This window comes from Xanthomonas sp. NCPPB 3959, from assembly GCF_056675575.1.
Window position 1 is genome coordinate 103,108 of the sequence record NZ_JBWWVR010000014.1, and the last position, 16,640, is coordinate 119,747.

Annotated in this window: 15 protein-coding genes and 1 tRNA gene; 11 read left to right on the forward strand and 5 right to left on the reverse strand. The window is 65.8% G+C overall.

The genetic code is table 11. The features are described 5' to 3' along the window. Positions 1-75: 75 nt before the first annotated feature. The 5 genes from def (at position 76) to AC1KVG_RS16665 (ending at position 6,118) form a co-directional block, all read left to right on the forward strand. Positions 76-588, forward strand: a complete 513-nt coding sequence (def, locus tag AC1KVG_RS16645; protein ID WP_006453163.1) for a peptide deformylase — start codon at positions 76-78, stop codon at positions 586-588. 102 nt (positions 589-690) lie between these two features. After that, positions 691-1,614: a methionyl-tRNA formyltransferase gene (gene fmt, locus AC1KVG_RS16650; RefSeq protein ID WP_481095124.1), complete on the forward strand. Its 924-nt coding sequence runs from the start codon at positions 691-693 to the stop codon at positions 1,612-1,614. After that, positions 1,614-2,924, forward strand: coding sequence for a 16S rRNA (cytosine(967)-C(5))-methyltransferase RsmB (gene rsmB / locus AC1KVG_RS16655; RefSeq protein WP_481095125.1), 1,311 nt, complete (start codon positions 1,614-1,616; stop codon positions 2,922-2,924). Before fmt ends, rsmB begins: the two co-directional genes overlap by 1 nt. A 47-nt stretch (positions 2,925-2,971) precedes the next feature. Further along, entirely contained in the window at positions 2,972-4,693 is a 1,722-nt protein-coding gene (locus AC1KVG_RS16660) for an ArnT family glycosyltransferase (protein ID WP_481095126.1), read from the forward strand. A gap of 153 nt (positions 4,694-4,846) precedes the next feature. Further along, the gene (locus AC1KVG_RS16665; RefSeq protein ID WP_481095127.1) at positions 4,847-6,118 is read left to right on the forward strand and encodes an O-antigen ligase family protein; all 1,272 of its coding nucleotides are present in this window, start codon (positions 4,847-4,849) and stop codon (positions 6,116-6,118) included. Here AC1KVG_RS16665 and AC1KVG_RS16670 read toward each other — a convergent pair. Then, positions 6,103-6,927: a glycosyltransferase family 2 protein gene (locus AC1KVG_RS16670; protein ID WP_023905378.1), complete on the reverse strand. Its 825-nt coding sequence runs from the start codon at positions 6,925-6,927 to the stop codon at positions 6,103-6,105. The genes AC1KVG_RS16665 and AC1KVG_RS16670 overlap by 16 nt on opposite strands. On the opposite strand from AC1KVG_RS16670, the gene AC1KVG_RS16675 reads away from it, so the two are divergent. After that, positions 6,928-7,986 carry a CDP-glycerol glycerophosphotransferase family protein gene (locus AC1KVG_RS16675; protein ID WP_481095128.1) on the forward strand — a complete coding sequence of 353 codons (1,059 nt, stop codon included), beginning with the start codon at positions 6,928-6,930 and terminating at the stop codon, positions 7,984-7,986. Between the two features lie 80 nt (positions 7,987-8,066). On the opposite strand, the gene AC1KVG_RS16680 is transcribed toward AC1KVG_RS16675, so the two are convergent. Genes AC1KVG_RS16680 through ribA form a run of 3 tightly spaced genes read right to left on the reverse strand, consistent with a single transcriptional unit; the run spans position 8,067 to position 11,318 of the window. Beyond that, positions 8,067-9,572 carry a PH domain-containing protein gene (locus tag AC1KVG_RS16680; RefSeq protein ID WP_481095129.1) on the reverse strand — a complete coding sequence of 502 codons (1,506 nt, stop codon included), beginning with the start codon at positions 9,570-9,572 and terminating at the stop codon, positions 8,067-8,069. Continuing rightward, a complete protein-coding gene (locus tag AC1KVG_RS16685) occupies positions 9,569-10,168 on the reverse strand; it encodes a PH domain-containing protein (protein ID WP_481095130.1) in 600 nt (199 codons plus the stop codon). The genes AC1KVG_RS16680 and AC1KVG_RS16685 overlap by 4 nt, the downstream gene beginning before the upstream one ends. Positions 10,169-10,184: 16 nt before the next feature. Beyond that, positions 10,185-11,318 carry a GTP cyclohydrolase II RibA gene (gene ribA / locus AC1KVG_RS16690; protein ID WP_481095131.1) on the reverse strand — a complete coding sequence of 378 codons (1,134 nt, stop codon included), beginning with the start codon at positions 11,316-11,318 and terminating at the stop codon, positions 10,185-10,187. Between the two features lie 245 nt (positions 11,319-11,563). Here ribA and AC1KVG_RS16695 point away from each other — a divergent pair, with 245 nt between their 5' ends. Further along, positions 11,564-12,085, forward strand: a complete 522-nt coding sequence (locus tag AC1KVG_RS16695; protein WP_481095132.1) for an N-acetyltransferase family protein — start codon at positions 11,564-11,566, stop codon at positions 12,083-12,085. Positions 12,086-12,326: 241 nt separating this feature from the next. On the opposite strand, the gene AC1KVG_RS16700 is transcribed toward AC1KVG_RS16695, so the two are convergent. Continuing rightward, positions 12,327-13,343, reverse strand: coding sequence for a lauroyl acyltransferase (locus AC1KVG_RS16700; protein ID WP_481095133.1), 1,017 nt, complete (start codon positions 13,341-13,343; stop codon positions 12,327-12,329). Between AC1KVG_RS16700 and dtd the strand changes: the two genes are divergently transcribed. From dtd to AC1KVG_RS16720, 4 genes are all read left to right on the forward strand, one after another. Next, complete coding sequence (dtd, locus tag AC1KVG_RS16705) at positions 13,342-13,782, forward strand: D-aminoacyl-tRNA deacylase (RefSeq protein WP_268212929.1); 441 nt, start codon at positions 13,342-13,344, stop codon at positions 13,780-13,782. The two genes, AC1KVG_RS16700 and dtd, sit on opposite strands and share 2 nt — an antisense overlap. A 105-nt stretch (positions 13,783-13,887) precedes the next feature. Then, positions 13,888-15,765 carry an RNA polymerase sigma factor RpoD gene (gene rpoD / locus AC1KVG_RS16710; protein ID WP_055847682.1) on the forward strand — a complete coding sequence of 626 codons (1,878 nt, stop codon included), beginning with the start codon at positions 13,888-13,890 and terminating at the stop codon, positions 15,763-15,765. Between the two features lie 175 nt (positions 15,766-15,940). Beyond that, positions 15,941-16,264, forward strand: a complete 324-nt coding sequence (locus AC1KVG_RS16715) for a hypothetical protein (protein ID WP_481095134.1) — start codon at positions 15,941-15,943, stop codon at positions 16,262-16,264. 282 nt (positions 16,265-16,546) lie between these two features. Next, a tRNA-Ile gene (locus tag AC1KVG_RS16720) sits at positions 16,547-16,622 on the forward strand. Positions 16,623-16,640 lie beyond the last annotated feature (18 nt).

The following is a 16,640-nucleotide window of genomic DNA, read 5'->3' on the forward strand; positions in this document are numbered from 1 at the left end:
GCGCTACGCAAGCAGTGCGCTAGAATAGGAGCGTCTTGCCGGCGCCGCGCCGGTGTTCCCAGCACGGGTAACCCCATGGCTTTGCTCCCCATTCTCGAATTTCCCGACCCGCGGCTGCGCACCAAGGCCGTGCCGGTCGATGCTGCCGAGGTCACCAGCCCGGCATTTCAACGCTTGCTCGACGACATGTTCCAGACCATGTACGAGGCGCCCGGCATCGGCCTGGCCGCCAGTCAGGTGGATGTGCACAAGCGTTTCATGGTGATCGACGTCAGCGACGAGAAGAACCTGCCGCAGGTATTCATCAACCCGCAAATCGTCAGCAAACAGGGCGAGCAGCTGTATCAGGAAGGCTGCCTGTCGGTGCCGGGCATCTATGCCGATGTCAGCCGTGCCGATGCGATCACGGTGCGCTATGTCGACCGCCACGGGCAGGCGCAGGAACTGAGCACCGAAGGCCTGCTGGCGGTGTGCATCCAGCATGAGATGGATCACCTGGACGGCAAGTTGTTTGTCGATTATCTGTCGCCGCTCAAGCGCGAAATGGTACGCAAGAAACTGGCCAAGCAGCGCAAACACGTTGCCTGACGGCCGGGATTTCGGAGTCGGGATTCGGAAAGCCGGTTCTCTCACCGATTGCCGAATCCGCCCCTGCGACTCCCCAATTTCCACTCCCGAATCCCCCGCCCAATGAAAATCATCTTCGCCGGTACGCCGGATTTTGCCGTCGCCTCGTTGCGCGCTGCCGCGCAGCGACATGAAGTGGTGGCGGTCTATACCCAGCCGGATCGGCCTGCCGGCCGCGGCCGTGGGCTGACCGCCTCGCCGGTCAAGCTGGAAGCGATTGCGCGCGGCATCCCGGTGTTTCAGCCGCAGACGCTGCGCTCGCCCGAGGCCCTGGCGACGCTGCGCGCGCTCGATGCCGACCTAATGGTGGTGGTGGCTTACGGCTTGGTCCTGCCCAAGGCAGTGCTGGCCGCGCCGACCTACGGCTGCTGGAATGTGCATGCCTCGTTGCTGCCGCGCTGGCGTGGCGCCGCGCCGATCCAGCGTGCGATCGAGGCCGGCGATACCGAAACCGGCGTGTGCCTGATGCAGATGGAAGCGGGCCTGGATACCGGCCCGGTGCTGCTGTCGCAACGTCTGGAGATCGGCGAGCAGGAGACCGGCGGGCAGCTGCATGACCGCCTCGCCGTGCTGGGTGCGCAGGTGCTGTCCGATGGGCTGGGGTTGCTGCGTGCCGGCGTTCGCCCGGTGGCGCAACCGCAGCCGGCCGAGGGTGTGACCTACGCGCACAAGCTGGACAAGGCGCAGGCGCGGCTGGACTGGGCGCAGCCGGCGCAGGAGCTGGCGCGGCGCGTGCGTGCGTTCAACCCGTGGCCGGTGGCCGAGGCGATGCTGGCCGGTGAGCGTGTGCGCCTGCATGGCGCAGTGGCGCTGGAGCTGGCACATCGGCAGGCGCCGGGCACCTTGCTCGCTGCCAGCAAGCAGGGCATCGATATCGCCTGCGGTGCGGGTGCGTTGCGGGTCCGCGTCTTGCAGCGCGAGGGCGGCAAGGCGATCACCGCCGCCGACTACCTCAACGCGCGCCGCGATCTGCCGGCGCTGACCTGATGTCGACGGAAGCCGCCACTGCCGGCGTTGCCTCGCGTCTGGCCGCAGCGCGGGTGCTGACGGCGGTGTTCGACCAGGGCCGCTCGCTCAAGGCCGAGCTGGCTGCGAGCTTGCCCGGCCTGAGCGATCCGCGTGACCGCGCGCTGGTGGAGGCGATCTGTTTTGCGGTGTTGCGCCGCCGCCCGGCCTACGACGTAGCGCTGCGGCAGTGGCTGGAGCGCCCGTTGCCGCCGCGCGATGCCGAACTGAAAGCGTTGCTGATGACCGGCTTCGCCCAGCTCGACGTGCTGCAACTGCCCGCGCATGCGGCATTGTCGGCCACCGTTGATGCGTGCCGTGCGCTGGGCCGGCCGCGTCAGGCCGGCATGGTCAACGCGATCCTGCGGCGCGCGCAGCGCGAGGGTTTCCCGGCAGTGTCTGCCGATGCCGGTTGGCCGTCCTGGTTGCGCAAGCAGCTGCGCGCCGATTGGGGCGATCACGCTGAAGATATCTTCGTTGCAAGCGCGCTGATGGCGCCGATGTGGCTGCGGGTGCATCGCGGGCGCACCGATCCGGCCGCGTATGTCGCGCGCCTGGCCGAACTGGGCATCGCTGCCGAAATCGATGCGGTGTTGCCGGATGCGGTGCGCTTGCACAGTGCGCTGCCGGTGAGTCAATTGCCGGGCTTTGCCGAAGGCGAGGTCTCGGTGCAGGACGGCTCTGCGCAGCAGGTGGCCGATGCATTGCAGTTGGCCGCGTCCGCGCGTGTGCTCGATGCCTGCGCCGCGCCTGGTGGCAAGGCGGCGCACCTGCTGGAACGTCATCCCGGCCTGCAGCTCACTGCACTGGATGTGGATGCGCGCCGGCTGGAACGCGTGCAGCAGACCCTGCAGCGCACCGTGCCGGGCGCGCAGGTTGCGCTGCATGCGGCCGACGCCGCCGATCCCGCCGCGTGGTGGGACGGGCAGCCGTTCGATGCGGTGCTGCTGGATGCGCCGTGTTCGGCCACCGGCGTGGTGCGCCGTCAACCGGATGTGCTGCTGCATCGCCGCGCCGACGATATCGATGCGGTGTGCGCCTTGCAGGCACGCTTGCTCGATGCGACCTGGCGCACGCTGCGTCCGGGCGGGCAGTTGCTTTACACCACCTGCTCCTTGCTCGCGCGTGAGAACCAGGCCCAGGTGGAGGCGCTTTTGCAACGCACCCCTGATGCCCAGGCACAGCCGTTGGGTGCGCAGTTTGGTCATGCGGCAGGGCCGGGGCGCCAGCGGTTTCCAGGCGAGCAGCACTGCGACGGATTTTTCTACGCGCTTTTGCTAAAAACCTCCTGATCGCGCGCCGAGTCGGCGTTCCCTCCTGTTTCCCACTGCCGCCGGCCATGCTCAAGACCCGTGCTTCCACCGATTTCTGGCTGCTGGCCATCACCGCTGTATTGGTCATCGGTGCCGGGCTGGGATTGCGTGACCCTTGGCCGGCGGACGAGCCGCGTTTTGCGCTGGTCGCCAAGCAGATGGTGCTGAGCGGCGACTGGCTGTTCCCGCATCGCGGCAACGAGCTGTACTCGGACAAGCCGCCGATGCTGATGTGGCTGCAGGCGCTGTTCTACACGCTGCTGGGCAATTGGCGGGTGGCGTTCCTGCTGCCGTCGCTGCTGGCAGCCCTGGGCACGCTGGCCTGCGTGTACGACCTGGGGCGGCGGCTGTGGACCCGGCGCGTCGGCCTGTATGCGGCCTGGATGCTGCTGTTCACGTTGCACTTCACCTTCCAGGCCAAGAAGGCGCAGATCGACCCGCTGGTGGTGTTCTGGATCACCCTGGCCAATTACGGGCTGTTGCGCCATCTGCTGATGGGCCCGGCCTGGCGCTGGTGGACGCTGGGCTGGTTCGCCGCCGGGCTGGGCGTGATCACCAAAGGCGTTGGCGTGATCGCCTTGCTGATGCTGATCCCGGCCGGCATTGCGTCGGCGCGCGGTTGGCCTGGCGTACGCGTGCATGTGCGCGATCGGCGCTTCTGGCTGGGGCCGCTGTTCTTCTTTGTCGCGATCCTGCTGTGGTTCGTGCCGATGATGGTGACCGCGCTGACCGCCGGCCAGCCCGAATACCGCGTGTATCTCAACGACATCCTGCTGCGCCAGACCGCAAAGCGCTACGCCAGTTCCTGGGACCACGCGCAACCGGTCTGGTACCACTTGAAGGGCATGGCCACGATGTGGCTGCCGACCATCCTGCTGCTGCCATGGGCGATCCCGGCCTGGCGGCGCCGGCTCAAGCGCCGCGATCCGCGCTATCTGCTGCCGCTGGCGTGGTGGCTGTTGGTGCTGGTGTTCTTCACCATTCCCAGCGGCAAGCGCGATGTCTACATCCTGCCGGCGCTGCCGATGTTCTGCCTGGCGCTGGCGCCGTTGGCGGCGGGGCTGTTGCGCCGGGCCGGGGTGCAACGCATGTTGTTCGGATTCGCGCTGCTGCTGACGCTGGTCTTCAGTGTTGGCGGGGTGGCGATGCTGATCGGGCATCCGGGCTTCGAGCAGAAGATCATGGACAGCCGCGGAGTCGGTAGCGAGGCGACCGACCCGCTCGGCTGGCTGTTGCTGGCGGTGGGGGTGTGGGGCGTGGCCAGCCTGCTGTTGCTGCGGATGCGTCGCTCCGCGCTTGCGGTCGCCTCGCTGCTGGGGGCGTGGTGGGTGGCGTTCGGGCTGGTCTGCTACCCCATCTTCAACGATTCCAGCTCGTCGGGCGCGGTGATGCGCGAAGCCGGGCGCCGGATCGGGGTAGATGCGCAGCTCGGGCTGGTGGCCTGGAAAGAGCAGAACCTGCTGATGGCCGACCGCCCCGCGCAGACCTTCGGCTTCAAGGTGCCGTGGGAACAACAGCTGCAACGCGGGGTGACCTGGCAGGCAGAGCAGCCTGCGCAACGCTGGCTGTTGGTACAGGAGACGGCGTTGCTGGCCTGCGTGGATCGCAGTCGCAGCCAATTGGTGGGGGTTGCCAACCGTCGTCGCTGGTGGCTGGTGCCGGCCGATGCGGTGCGCGGCAGCTGCGTGGCGAGCTCCAACGAGCGGGCGGTGGAAGCGCAGGAGCAGGGCAACCTGGAGACCGAATGAGGGCGCCGAGCACACCTTCCTGGCGCGATTTGCGCCGCGTCAATGCCGCCGCTGGCCGCTGTCTAGCGACGATTCATGCGGGGCATCGTTAGCTTGGCCGGCGTTGCCGCTGCGTGTTGCCCGCTTTAGCCTCCCTTTTGCCACCGATGCTCGATGAATTCCTTGCCCACTCAACCCGCTTCGCTGTCGCAGACTGCCCCCATCGCATCGCGGGCAGGCGTGCGCATCGCCGAACTGGGCGTGTTCCTGATGACCGCGCTGGTGGTCAGCATGCCGAGCGGCCTGCTGCCGTTCGGCGTGTGCCTGCTGCTCGGTTCGCTGGTGGGTTGGCGCAACCTGCGTGCGGGCATCGTCACGCGCGATGGGTCGCTACGTGCGCTGGGCTGGCTGACGGCGGCAGTCATCGCGATGTCGCTGCTGTCGATCGCCCTGTTCGAACATGGGCTGCGCGACGTCGATAACCGCTCGCGCTTTCTGGTGCTGCCGTGGGCTGCGTTGTGGGCGTACGCGCTGCAACCGCGCCAGGTCTGGTTGTGGCGCGGTGCACTGGCCGGCGTGTTCGCAGCCATGTTGATCGCCTTGTTGCAGGTGATGAACGGTGCCGACCGCGCGGAAGGCTTTACCAACGCGATTGTGTTCGCCGATATCACGTTGATGCTGCTGGTGGTGGCGGTGTTCTGTCGCCCGGTCGGCAACGTGCGCTGGCTGGTTGGCGCGGCCATCGCTGCGGTGGTGGTCATCGTGCTCAGTGGCAGCCGTGGTGTGTACCTGTCGTTGCTGGTGACCCTGGGTGTGCTGATCTGGGGCGCGGCCTGGCATAGCCCGCGCATGCGTTTGCTGGCTTTCATCGGTAGCGGCGTGCTGGCAGTGGGCGTGATCGTCAGCGTGCCGGCCTTGACCGATCAAATGCGTCTGGGTGAATTGCAGCGAGATTTGCAACGCTACGAGGTCGGTGACAGCGATTCGTCTGCCGGCGCCCGTATCGAGCGGCTGCATGTGGCCTGGGATACCTTGCGCGCGCATCCGCTCACCGGCGTGGGCGTCGGGCGTTTCGACGATGCGATGCGCGAGTTGCCGGTGTGTGCCGGCGATACCTGGTTGCTGCGTTGTCATCTGGGTCACGCGCATAACGATCTGGCCGAATGGGGCGCCACGCAGGGCGTTCCGGGCCTGTTGTTGTTGATCGCGGTGTATGGCGTGCCGCTGTGGATCTTCGTGCGACTGCATCGGCGCAGCGGGCAGCGCCAGTTTCGCGGGCCGGCAGCGGCCGGCGTGATGATCGTGATCAGCTACGCGCTATGTGGATTGACCCAATCGATGTTCGCGCATCAGGTCTCGGCGAGTTTCTACACGGCGATGGTCGGTGTGCTGGCTGGCCTGGCAGCGCGTCAGGCGCAGCAGGCTACATCTCAGTCGCTGCGTTGATCGTCCGCGCGCGGCGGGTCCTGCACCGGTTGGTTGTGCTGTAGCAGCCACAACATGATGGTCTTCTGGCGCACGTAGTTGGCACGCACATAGGCGTAGATCAGCCCGTGCCAGCCATCGCGAAAACCGCCACGCAGCAGATAGCCGCGCCAGAAACGCCAGGCCGGCGCCAGCACCAGCTTGCTCCAGGTCGCGCGTTTGCCGCGTGCGTACTCGTGCTCGGCCATCATCTGCGCATAGCGCTGGGTCTTGGCCAGCTGCTGCGCCAGTGAGCGATACGGGTAATGAATCAGATCGCCGGGCAGGGTGACGACGGTTCCATCCACACTCGCCGCTTCGTGGATCTCGCGCTTGCCGCGCCAGCCGCCACGCCGGCGATCGAACAGGCGCAGCACACGATCCGGATAGGCATTGCCATGGCGCAGAAAGCGGCCGAAGTAATCCGACAGCCGCGCGAAGCGATAGCCGGCCGCCTCGGTGAAGCCCGCATCGCGCGCGGCGATGATCGAGCTGCGCAAGGCATCGCTGATGCGTTCGTCGGCATCCAGGCACAGCACCCAGTCGTGGCTGGCCTGTTCGACGCAATACGCCTTCTGGCTGCGATAGCCGTCGAAGTCGCGTTGCAACACGCGTGCGCCAAGCGCAGTGGCCAGCGCCACGGTGGCGTCGGTGGAGCCGGAGTCCACCACCACGATCTCGTCGCAGAACGCCAGCGAGCTCAGACAGTCGCGTAGGCGATCGGCCTCGTTGAACGCGATAATGCAGGCGCTGATGCGCGGCCGTTCGTCGGGTGCGGTCAAAGAGGACATGTGATGGCCGAGTACCTGCTGTTCGCAACGGAGCGTTACGCGTTGCCTATTCTGGCGCCATTGGCGCAGGCATTACAGACCCGCGGCCACTCCGTGTCGGCCTGGTTCGAGGGCGGTGCGCGTGGGCTGGCCTTGCCGGGTGTGCGCGAGGTCGGCCTGCGCGAGGCGCTGGCGCTGCGTCCGCGTGCGGTGTTCAGCGCAGCCAACTGGGTGCCGCCGTTTATCTCCGGCGCCAAGGTGCAGCTCTTCCATGGCTTCAACGTGCAAAAGCGCGAAGACAATCGCGGCCATTTCCGCGTGCGCGGTCTGTTCGATCTGTACTGCACGCAAGGTCCGGCCACCACGGCACCGTTTCGTGCATTGGCCACGCGCGAAGGGCATTTTGCAGTGGTCGAAACCGGCTGGCCGAAGCTCGACCCGGTGTTCCGCGACGATGGCGGACGCAGCGCCGCGTTGCGCGCGCCAGCCAACGGGCGGCCTGTGATCCTGTTCGGCTCCACGTTTACCGAGCGCTTGAGCGCTGCGCCTGCGCTCTATGCTGAGATCGCCGCCGATATCGCGCGCGGTACGCATTATTGGCTGCTGACCTTGCATCCCAAGTGCGCGCCAGAACTGTTTGATCGCTATCGCGCGCTGGCCGGGCCGAATGCCCGCTTCGTCGAACCCGAAGAGGTCATGGCCGCGCAGCGTGCGGCCGATGTGCTGGTGTCGGACACCTCATCGATCGTGTCCGAATTCGTGGTGCAGCACAAACCGGTGGTGACTTTTCGTAACCGCGTGCCGCAGCCGCATATGCTCGACTTTCAGCAGCCCGATCAACTGCCGCAGCAACTGGCGCGCGCGCTGGCGCCGGATGCGGCGCTGCGTAGCGCGCTGGCCAGGTATGCCGACGCGATCCATCCATATCGCGATGGGCAGTCGTCGGCGCGGGTGATTGCCGCGACCGAGGACTTCATCGCCGGCAAGCTCGGCCCGTTGCGACGCAAGCCGTTGGGTGCGCTATGGCGCGGGCTGCAGATTCGGCGCGAACTCGGGTATTGGGGTCCGGCGCAGCGTTGATTGCTGGTGTGGTTGCCCGGTGACGCGATGTTGCCGCCGATCAGCGGTGTTGATCCGACCTGCCAATCCCCAATCCCCAATCACCAGCGCAACTTGCGCCGCGTCAACGCCGCACCGAGTTGTGCCTGCAGCTGCTGCGCCTGCGCCAACGGCACAAAGCGCAGGCGTAACGCCGGGCCGGTTGCGCTGGCGCCGGCGGTGTCCAGCCAGAGCGTGGCGGTGCCGGACAACCGATCCAGCGGCGAGCGTTGCAGTTGCAGCGCCTGCAGCTTGTCTAGTTCGGCCAGCCGCCACCAACGCTTCCACCAGCCACCGCGCACGGCCACATACCGCGCATCCAGCGCATAGCCCATGCGTTGCACCTGGCGATACGCCTTGAACGCACTCCAGGGCAACCACAGCAACACCCACGCCGCCTGATTGCCGAATTGCCAGGCCAGGCCGGCCATCAGCGGCAGCAGCAACAGCAACGTGGGCAGGCTCAGCCGCCACCAGCAATGCGTGGCGATCGACTGCCACTGCGCAGGCGGCCAGGCAGCACCGGGCAGCAGGCGCTGCAATAAGGCATCGCAGCGCTGCGGGTCGGCGATCGGCGCGAGTTCCTTCAACGCGCTGCCTTCGTTATCGCCAGTGCCTGCCACGGCAGTGTCCACGCGCAACTGGCGCCGGCCGAACAGGCGATGCAGGCGGCTTTCGTACAGCGTCCACGACTGGATCCGCCGCAACGCCACGCTGCTGCGGACGCGCGTCAGCAGGCCGCGCTCCACGGTGAGACGGCGCTCGGATTCACTGAGATGAAAGCCATGGTATTGCGCCACCGCCAAGGCCACAGAGAGCGCGCGCATTGCGAGTAAGACCGCTAAAAAGCCGATCAGCACCAGCGCAGCGGTGACTGCCGTGCCCGGATGGATCTGGCTGACATAGCGATACGCCAGCTCGCCATTGTGTTCGACGAAGTTGGACACCGTGCGGCGCGGAATCATCTGGTAGATCACACCGAAACTGGCTGCCACCACCACCATGCCGCGATTGGAAATCAGCCCCAGCCGGATCACTTCGCCCATCGGCAGGCGCAGTAGCGTGTTGCTGTTGTTGTCGAGCTGCGGCGCGGCGGCATCGGTGTGGTGCGCGCGGCGACGGATCAGGTCTTCCAGCGCCAGTGCCTGATCCAGCCGCAGCACGCGCATTTCCGCTTCGGGTTTGTGGCCACCGGCCGATTCCAGCCGCACTTCGGCCACGCCGGCCAGCCGGTGCAGCAGCGATTGATGCACCACCACGTTGTGGATACGCGCGAACGGGATGTCGCGCCGGCTGCGTTCCAGCAGGCCGCTGCGAATGGCCACGCCGTCGGTGCCGATGCGGTAGCGGTAGGTGAAGTAGCGCAGCACCGAAATCGCCACCAGCACCGCGATCACCACGCCGGTGGCGATGTGGTCGGCAAAATCGCGGCTGCCGTCGCGGCTGCCGAACAACACGAGCGCGGCCAGCGGAATCAGGAACTGGCGGATCTGCTGCAGCAGCACGAACATCCACGACAGCGGATGCAGGCGCTGTTCGGCGTCGCCGGGATGTTCGATCGCGCTCACAGCGCGTCGTCGTCGTGATCGAGCTGGCGCGCGAGGCGGTCGCGCAACCGCTCGGCATCGTCCTGATCCAGGCCGGACAACGCCACTGCATTGAGCCGGCTGCCGGCGGTGTGCACCACCAGTGTGGTCAGGCGCGTGGCGCGCTCGATCGGGCCGCGGCGCAGATCCACATGCTGCACGCGCGAGATCGGAATCCGTGTGTCGCTCTGCCACAGGTGGCCGCGTTGCAGCGCCAGGCCGTGCTGGTCGAGCTTCCAATGGGTGAGCCGATGCCGTTTGACTGCAAACCAGGCACTCAGTGCAGCGGCTATCAACGTCACGCCCAGCACCACCGGCCAGTAACCCCAGGCGTGCAGCGCGGTGGCCATCACGCCAGCGGCAATCAGCCCGGCGAATCCGCCGCCCAGTGCGCCATTCACCCCGGCCACATAGGCGCCACGCTGCGGTAGCGCCTGCCACTGTGCGTGGTCCACGGCCTGAGTCTCTGCTGGAGCAGGCTGGACGATGACATCGGGGTGCGGCGGTGGAACGTCGTGCACTAGGCTGGCCTGCAGAAGCGGTGCGCAAGCATAGCCGGGCGCCGAGGGCGGGCGCATCCGGCGCAGGCCGTGCTTACTGAGCGGCCAGAATCAGCGCATCCACATCCAGCGCGTGGCCGGCACGGGCGGCCTTGGTGCGCAGGTATTGCTCGTTTTCGGGGGTGATGTCGCCGGTGACCGGGATGCGGTCTTCGACGCTGATGCCGGCCGCGCGCAGGCGTTCGGCCTTGGCGGGGTTGTTGGTCAACAGCCGGATCCGGCCGATGCCCAGGCCGCGCAGCATTGCCACCGCGCTGCCGTAGCGACGCTCGTCCGGGCCGAAGCCCAGTTGCGCGTCGGCATCGATGGTATCCAGGCCGGCATGTTGATAGCCGTAAGCGCGCATCTTGGCAGCGATGCCGGTGCCGCGGCCTTCCTGGTCCAGATACAGCAGCACGCCGCCGCCGAGGTCTTTCAGCTTGGCCAGGCCGTGCCGCAGCTGGTCGCCGCAATCGCATTTGAGCGAGCCGAACAGATCGCCGGTCAGGCACGAGGAATGCACGCGTACTGGCACCGCAGCCGAGAGGTCGGGCTGGCCGACCACGATCGCCACCTGGTCGCGCTGCGCCACCCCGCCTCGAAACACCACGAATTCGCTCATGCCCAGGCCGCGCAACGGCACCGGCGTACGCGTGACCAGCTCGTAGCCGGCGGCGGCGGATTTGGCGCAGCCGGCGCCCAGGTCGTCCAACGCCAGTGACTGGCAGCCGGCGAAGGCAGCCAGGTCGTCCGCGTCGCGCAGGTCTACCGCCAGCATCGCCGGCAGCAATAGCCCCAGACGCGCGATCTCCACTGCGCCTGCGTCAAGCGCATCGCCGGGTGTCCACTGCGTCGGTACCGGCGTGTCGCGCAGATAAGCCAGCGCGGCAAGCTGGTCGTAGCTGTGTTCGATCAGCGCCACGCGCGCGCCCTGCGGCGCGCTCAAGCCCAGTACCTGGGCGCGGGTCGGGGTGACGAACAGATAGTGACGCCCCTGCGCCGCACGCGCGAAGGCCGCATACGACTGCGCGGTGCTGCTGTCCAACGCCAGCACCGCGCGCGCCTGCCCGTTGGCAGCCGTCAGCAGCACCGGGCGGCCGGATCGCAGTTCGGAGGCGGCGCGCTCACAGCGGATCGCCGCCGGATCACCGAAGGCGTGTGCGCTGGGGGAGAGGACGGGGCTGCTCATGCACGACTCCAGATGGGGATTGCCACGGCCGCTTCAAGGCGGACGCCGCCGCAGCCACTGGGTGGTCGCGTGACGCCATTGTCGCGTGGTTCGCAACGCCCGGTCGCCACGGCGCTGTGGAACGCTGCATCCAGCGGATGCAGATTGGGTGGCGCAGCAGGCGCCGATTGGTTGCATGCCGGTCGCGTTGTTCATCGCCCGGCAATGCTTTTTAATCCCAAGACCCTCTGCCCGCCTAGGACCCCATGTCTCTTATCGACTGCAGCGAAGCCCGCCACGCCAGCGCCATCCTGGACATCTTCAACGATGCCATCGCCAACTCGACCGCGCTGTACGACTACAAGCCACGGCCACCGGAGAGCATGGTCGGCTGGTTTGCGACCAAGCTGGCGGGCGGCTTTCCGGTGATTGGTGTGGAAGACACCGACGGCACCTTGATGGGCTTTGCCAGCTACGGCACGTTCCGCGCCTGGCCGGCGTTCAAGTACAGCGTGGAGCATTCGATCTACGTGCATCGCGACCATCGCGGCAAAGGGCTGGGGCGCACGCTGCTGCAGGCCTTGATCGCCGCGGCGCAGGAGCGCGGTGTGCATGTACTGGTCGGCGGCATCGATGCCAGCAATCAGGCCAGCATCGCCTTGCACGAACAATTCGGCTTCACCCACGCCGGCACGGTGCGCGAGGCCGGTTTCAAGTTCGGGCGTTGGCTGGATCTGGCGTTCTATCAGCGCATTCTGGCCACACCGGCCGATCCACACGACGATTGAATAGTGCTGCCTGGCGCCGACACGGCGTGCCGCGCTCTGTTCGCACCCTTGTTTGAGCCGGGCTGAGCGGTCGGGCGATGTAGCGAGTTACTGCGACGCGGCCTCACCCAGTGCCTGTCTGCGATGGAGGCGATCGGAATGCGCTGCGTGTCAACGCAGCGTTGCACGGGATCTGTTGCACAGGATCTGCAGCCAGGAGCGGCTAGCAAAACGTAGCCGTGCCGTCGGTGTGCTGGCCAATCTAGTGCGGATGCCGCTCGGTCGCATACGGATTGGCCTCGCCGCTGCCTGGCGGGCGCAGCGTGTAGCGCTTGTAGGTCCACTGGTATTGCGCCGGGTCGCGCCGGGCGATCTGTTCGATGCCTGCATTGAGCGCGCTGGCCGCGCGCACCGGGTCTGCATCGGCCACCGCCGGGTCGGACGGCTGCACATGCAGCGCGAACTGCAGATCGCCACCGGCGCGTTCGCACCAGCCGTACAGCACGATCGCGCCGGTACGTTCGGCAAGCCGGTTGACCAGGGTCATGGTCAAGGCCGGAATGCCGAAGAACGGCGCAAAGACGCCATCGCCCATCTTCGGTTGCTGGTCGGGCAGGATGCCGACCGCGCCGCCGTCCTTGAGCACCTTGAACAACTGCCGCACCGCCGGGCCTTCGGCACGCACCTGACGCACGTTGTCGCCGCCGCGGGCCAGTTGCAGGAAGCCGTCCACCGTGTCCGACTCCGGCGGGCGGTACACGATCGCGATCGGCCCGCGTTCGGACAGCCACTGGTTGAGCAGTTCCCAGTTACCGAAGTGCGGTGCTGCCACGATCACCCCGCGTCCGGAGGCCAGCGCTGCGTCGTAGAGCTCCTGGCCATTGCGTTGCAGGCGTGCCAGGTTCTCGGCCGGCGGGCGGGTCCAGGTGCGCAGCACTTCCAGTGTCTGCCGCGCGGTCGAACGCAGCACCTGCGCATGCAGCTGCGCGCGCTGGCCGGCATCCAGTTCCGGGTACGCCAACTCCAGGTTGCGACGTGCCACGCGGCTCTCGCGCGCATCGAGTTTGCGCCAGCTCCAGGCCAGCGTATCGGCCACACGTTTGAGCAGCGGCCACGGCAGGCGACCCACGGTGGCGGCGGTGGCGTAGAGCAGGCGAGCGCGAGCATCAGGTTTCATCGACGTAATTCTAAACAGCGCGGTCGCCGAAGGCCCGCGCGTGACAGTACGGGCAGTGCTGGGCATGCTGCGCGACACAGTTTGCTCAACCACAATGCCCATGCTTGCACTGATCCAACGCGTCACCCGGGCCTGCGTCACTGTCGATGCAGAGCGCGTCGGTCAGATCGGTCCCGGGCTGTTGGCCCTGGTCGGGGTCGAACCCGGCGACAGCGATGCGCAGATCCGGCGCCTGGCCGAACGCCTGCTCGGCTATCGCGTCTTCGCCGACGACGCCGGCAAGATGAACCGCTCACTCACCGAGACCGCGGGCGGGCTGCTGCTGGTCAGCCAGTTCACCCTGGTTGCAGACACCAGCTCCGGCACCCGGCCCGGCTTCAGTACAGCCGCACCACCGCTGGAGGCTGAACGGGCGTTCAATCAATTGGTGGCGATCTGCCGCGAAAAACATCGCGGCGGGGTGGAAACCGGGCGTTTCGGTGCCCATATGGTTGTCGACCTGGTCAACGATGGCCCGGTGACCTTCCTTCTCAGGCCCTAGCCAGCGCTACACCAGCGGTCTCGTCTTGAATCCGGCAGACGGGGCTTCACGCTGGTATAATGCTAGGTCCTCTTTCCAATCTCAAAGCCGGTGGCGCGAGCATCCATGGCCAACGAACGTCCTGCCCAGCAATCCGACATCAAGCTACTGATCAGCAAGGGCCTGGAACAGGGCTATCTGACCTACGCCGAAGTCAATGACCATCTGCCCGACGACCTGGTCGACCCGGAGCAGATCGAAGACATCATCAGCATGATCAACGGCATGGGCATCGATGTCCATGAAGTTGCGCCCGATGCTGAAACCCTGTTGCTCAACGATGGCAACACCGGCAACCGCGAGGTTGACGATACCGCCGCCGAAGAAGCCGCCGCCGCGCTGACCGCGCTCGACACCGAAGGTGGCCGTACCACCGACCCGGTGCGCATGTACATGCGCGAAATGGGCACGGTCGAGCTGCTGACCCGCGAAGGCGAAATCGCCATCGCCAAGCGCATTGAAGAGGGCCTGAGCCAGGTCCAGGCAGCATTGGGCGTGTTCCCGCTGTCGACCGAGATGCTGCTGGCCGATTACGAAGCGCACAAAGAAGGCAAGAAGCGTCTGGCCGAGATCGTGGTCGGCTTCAACGACCTGATTGAAGAAGCCGACGCTGCTGCTGCGGCGCTTGCCGCCGCCGGCCCGGTTGCCGTCTCCGAAGACGATGCTGCCGACGACGACGATGCCGAGGATGGCGACGACGACGCTGCCGAAGAAGAGGCCGGCCCGACCGGTCCGGACCCGGTGGAAGTGGCAACGCGCATGGAGAACCTGGCCAACGAATACGCCAAGTTCAAGAAGATCTATGCCAAGAACGGCGCCGAGCACAAGCTGGTGGTCAAGGCGCGCGAGGACATGGCCGCCATCTTCACCACGCTCAAGCTGCCGCTGCCGCTGACCGACGCGTTGGTCACCCAGCTGCGTGGCGTGGTCAACGGCATCAAGGACCACGAGCGCAAGGTGCTGCACCTGGCCACCACCGTGGCACGCATGCCGCGCAAGGACTTCATCCGTTCCTGGGAAGGCAACCAGACCAACCTGGAATGGGTGGAAGACGCCCTCAAGCGCAAGCAGAAGTGGTCGTCGGCGCTGCGCGATGTCAAGGATCAGATCGTCTCCGAGCAGCAAGGCTCGATCGAGATGGAGAAGGCCAACTACCTGACCCTGGGCGAGATCAAGGAGATCAGCCGCGCGATGGCCTATGGCGAAGCCAAGGCACGCAAGGCCAAGAAGGAAATGGTCGAGGCCAACCTGCGTCTGGTCATTTCCATCGCCAAGAAGTACACCAATCGTGGCCTGCAGTTCCTCGACCTGATCCAGGAAGGCAACATCGGCCTGATGAAGGCGGTGGACAAGTTCGAATACCGTCGCGGGTACAAGTTCTCCACGTATGCAACGTGGTGGATCCGTCAGGCCATTACCCGTTCGATCGCCGATCAGGCGCGCACCATCCGTATTCCGGTGCACATGATCGAAACGATCAACAAGTTGAACCGCATTTCCCGTCAGATGCTCCAGCAGTTCGGCCGCGAGGCCACGCCGGAGGAACTGGCCAAGGAAATGGACATGCCCGAGGACAAGATCCGCAAGGTGATGAAAATCGCCAAGGAGCCGATCTCGATGGAAACCCCGATCGGCGACGACGAGGATTCGCATCTGGGCGACTTCATCGAGGACACCAATGTGGAGTCCCCGATCGACAACACCACCAACATCAATCTCTCCGAGACGGTGCGTGATGTGTTGGCCGGTCTGACCCCGCGCGAAGCCAAGGTGCTGCGGATGCGCTTCGGTATCGACATGAATACCGATCACACGCTGGAAGAAGTCGGCAAGCAGTTCGACGTCACCCGCGAGCGGATTCGTCAGATAGAGGCCAAGGCGTTGCGCAAACTGCGTCACCCGAGCCGTTCGGAGCAGCTGCGTTCGTTCCTTGATATCGACTGATATCAGGGCGATGCCAGCGCAGTGATCACAACAGCCCCGCAATCGCGGGGCTGTTGCGTTATGGGTCAGTCGAAGGACGATACTTTCAGCAAGTGCGGGGGGGTGCGTGCCCCGGCAGCGTATTGCAGCGCTACGGCATTCACGCATCGGCGACGAAACCGCACGGCGCCGCAACATGAAATCGGCGCTTCTCCAAAGCTCACGTGGTGTTCTAACCGTGCCTTCTAAGTTGACGGACGCACGCACACGAGACCGCCTTATGAGCAGGCAAAGCCGCTTTGAAACCACCACGTACCGCGATCACGAAATCCGCGTACGCGTCGAGCAGGCTGCGCCCGATGCCAACTGGACGGTGCAGGTTGATGTATATGCGCTTGGCGGTCAACGCCAGCCACGCATCGACGACCAGGGGCTTGGTTGGGAGACGTATCAGGACGCTATTGCGCACGGGTTTCAAGCCGGGCGGAAGTTGATCGATGCGCAGTTTGAGATGGCGTAGTGGGCGGGTTGAGGATTGGGGTAGTGATTCGGAATTGCTGAGGTATATGTAGCGCTAGATCGTTCACCCTCGAGTACTGCGGCAGGACAGATTGATCGCGTACACCTTTAAAGCCTGGCTCACGCCGGGCTTTCCTGTATCTGCATGCGCAAACACAGGTAGGTGCGGCCACTCGTCCTCATGGACACCTGATGCCAGCAGACAGCGACGCGCACGGACAGGTAAACTTTCGCGTCAGCTGGACGGTCCGACATGCCCTGCATCTCGCCACCCACCCCGCCGGGGCCTATAGCTCAACGGTTAGAGCAGAGGACTCATAATCCTTTGGTTCCAGGTTCGAATCCTGGTGGGCCCACCAAATTCAAGTTCAAGAACA

Coding starts and splice junctions, on each gene's coding strand:
- AC1KVG_RS16670 (WP_023905378.1), bottom strand. CDS start 6,927: ATGTCCTCTTTGACCGCACCCGACGAACGGCCGCGCATCAGCGCCTGC.
- ribA (WP_481095131.1), bottom strand. CDS start 11,318: ATGAGCAGCCCCGTCCTCTCCCCCAGCGCACACGCCTTCGGTGATCCG.
- AC1KVG_RS16665 (WP_481095127.1), top strand. CDS start 4,847: ATGAATTCCTTGCCCACTCAACCCGCTTCGCTGTCGCAGACTGCCCCC.
- AC1KVG_RS16700 (WP_481095133.1), bottom strand. CDS start 13,343: ATGGGCATTGTGGTTGAGCAAACTGTGTCGCGCAGCATGCCCAGCACT.
- def (WP_006453163.1), top strand. CDS start 76: ATGGCTTTGCTCCCCATTCTCGAATTTCCCGACCCGCGGCTGCGCACC.
- dtd (WP_268212929.1), top strand. CDS start 13,342: ATGCTTGCACTGATCCAACGCGTCACCCGGGCCTGCGTCACTGTCGAT.
- AC1KVG_RS16660 (WP_481095126.1), top strand. CDS start 2,972: ATGCTCAAGACCCGTGCTTCCACCGATTTCTGGCTGCTGGCCATCACC.
- AC1KVG_RS16695 (WP_481095132.1), top strand. CDS start 11,564: ATGTCTCTTATCGACTGCAGCGAAGCCCGCCACGCCAGCGCCATCCTG.
- rpoD (WP_055847682.1), top strand. CDS start 13,888: ATGGCCAACGAACGTCCTGCCCAGCAATCCGACATCAAGCTACTGATC.
- fmt (WP_481095124.1), top strand. CDS start 691: ATGAAAATCATCTTCGCCGGTACGCCGGATTTTGCCGTCGCCTCGTTG.
- AC1KVG_RS16685 (WP_481095130.1), bottom strand. CDS start 10,168: ATGCGCCCGCCCTCGGCGCCCGGCTATGCTTGCGCACCGCTTCTGCAG.
- AC1KVG_RS16715 (WP_481095134.1), top strand. CDS start 15,941: ATGAAATCGGCGCTTCTCCAAAGCTCACGTGGTGTTCTAACCGTGCCT.
- rsmB (WP_481095125.1), top strand. CDS start 1,614: ATGTCGACGGAAGCCGCCACTGCCGGCGTTGCCTCGCGTCTGGCCGCA.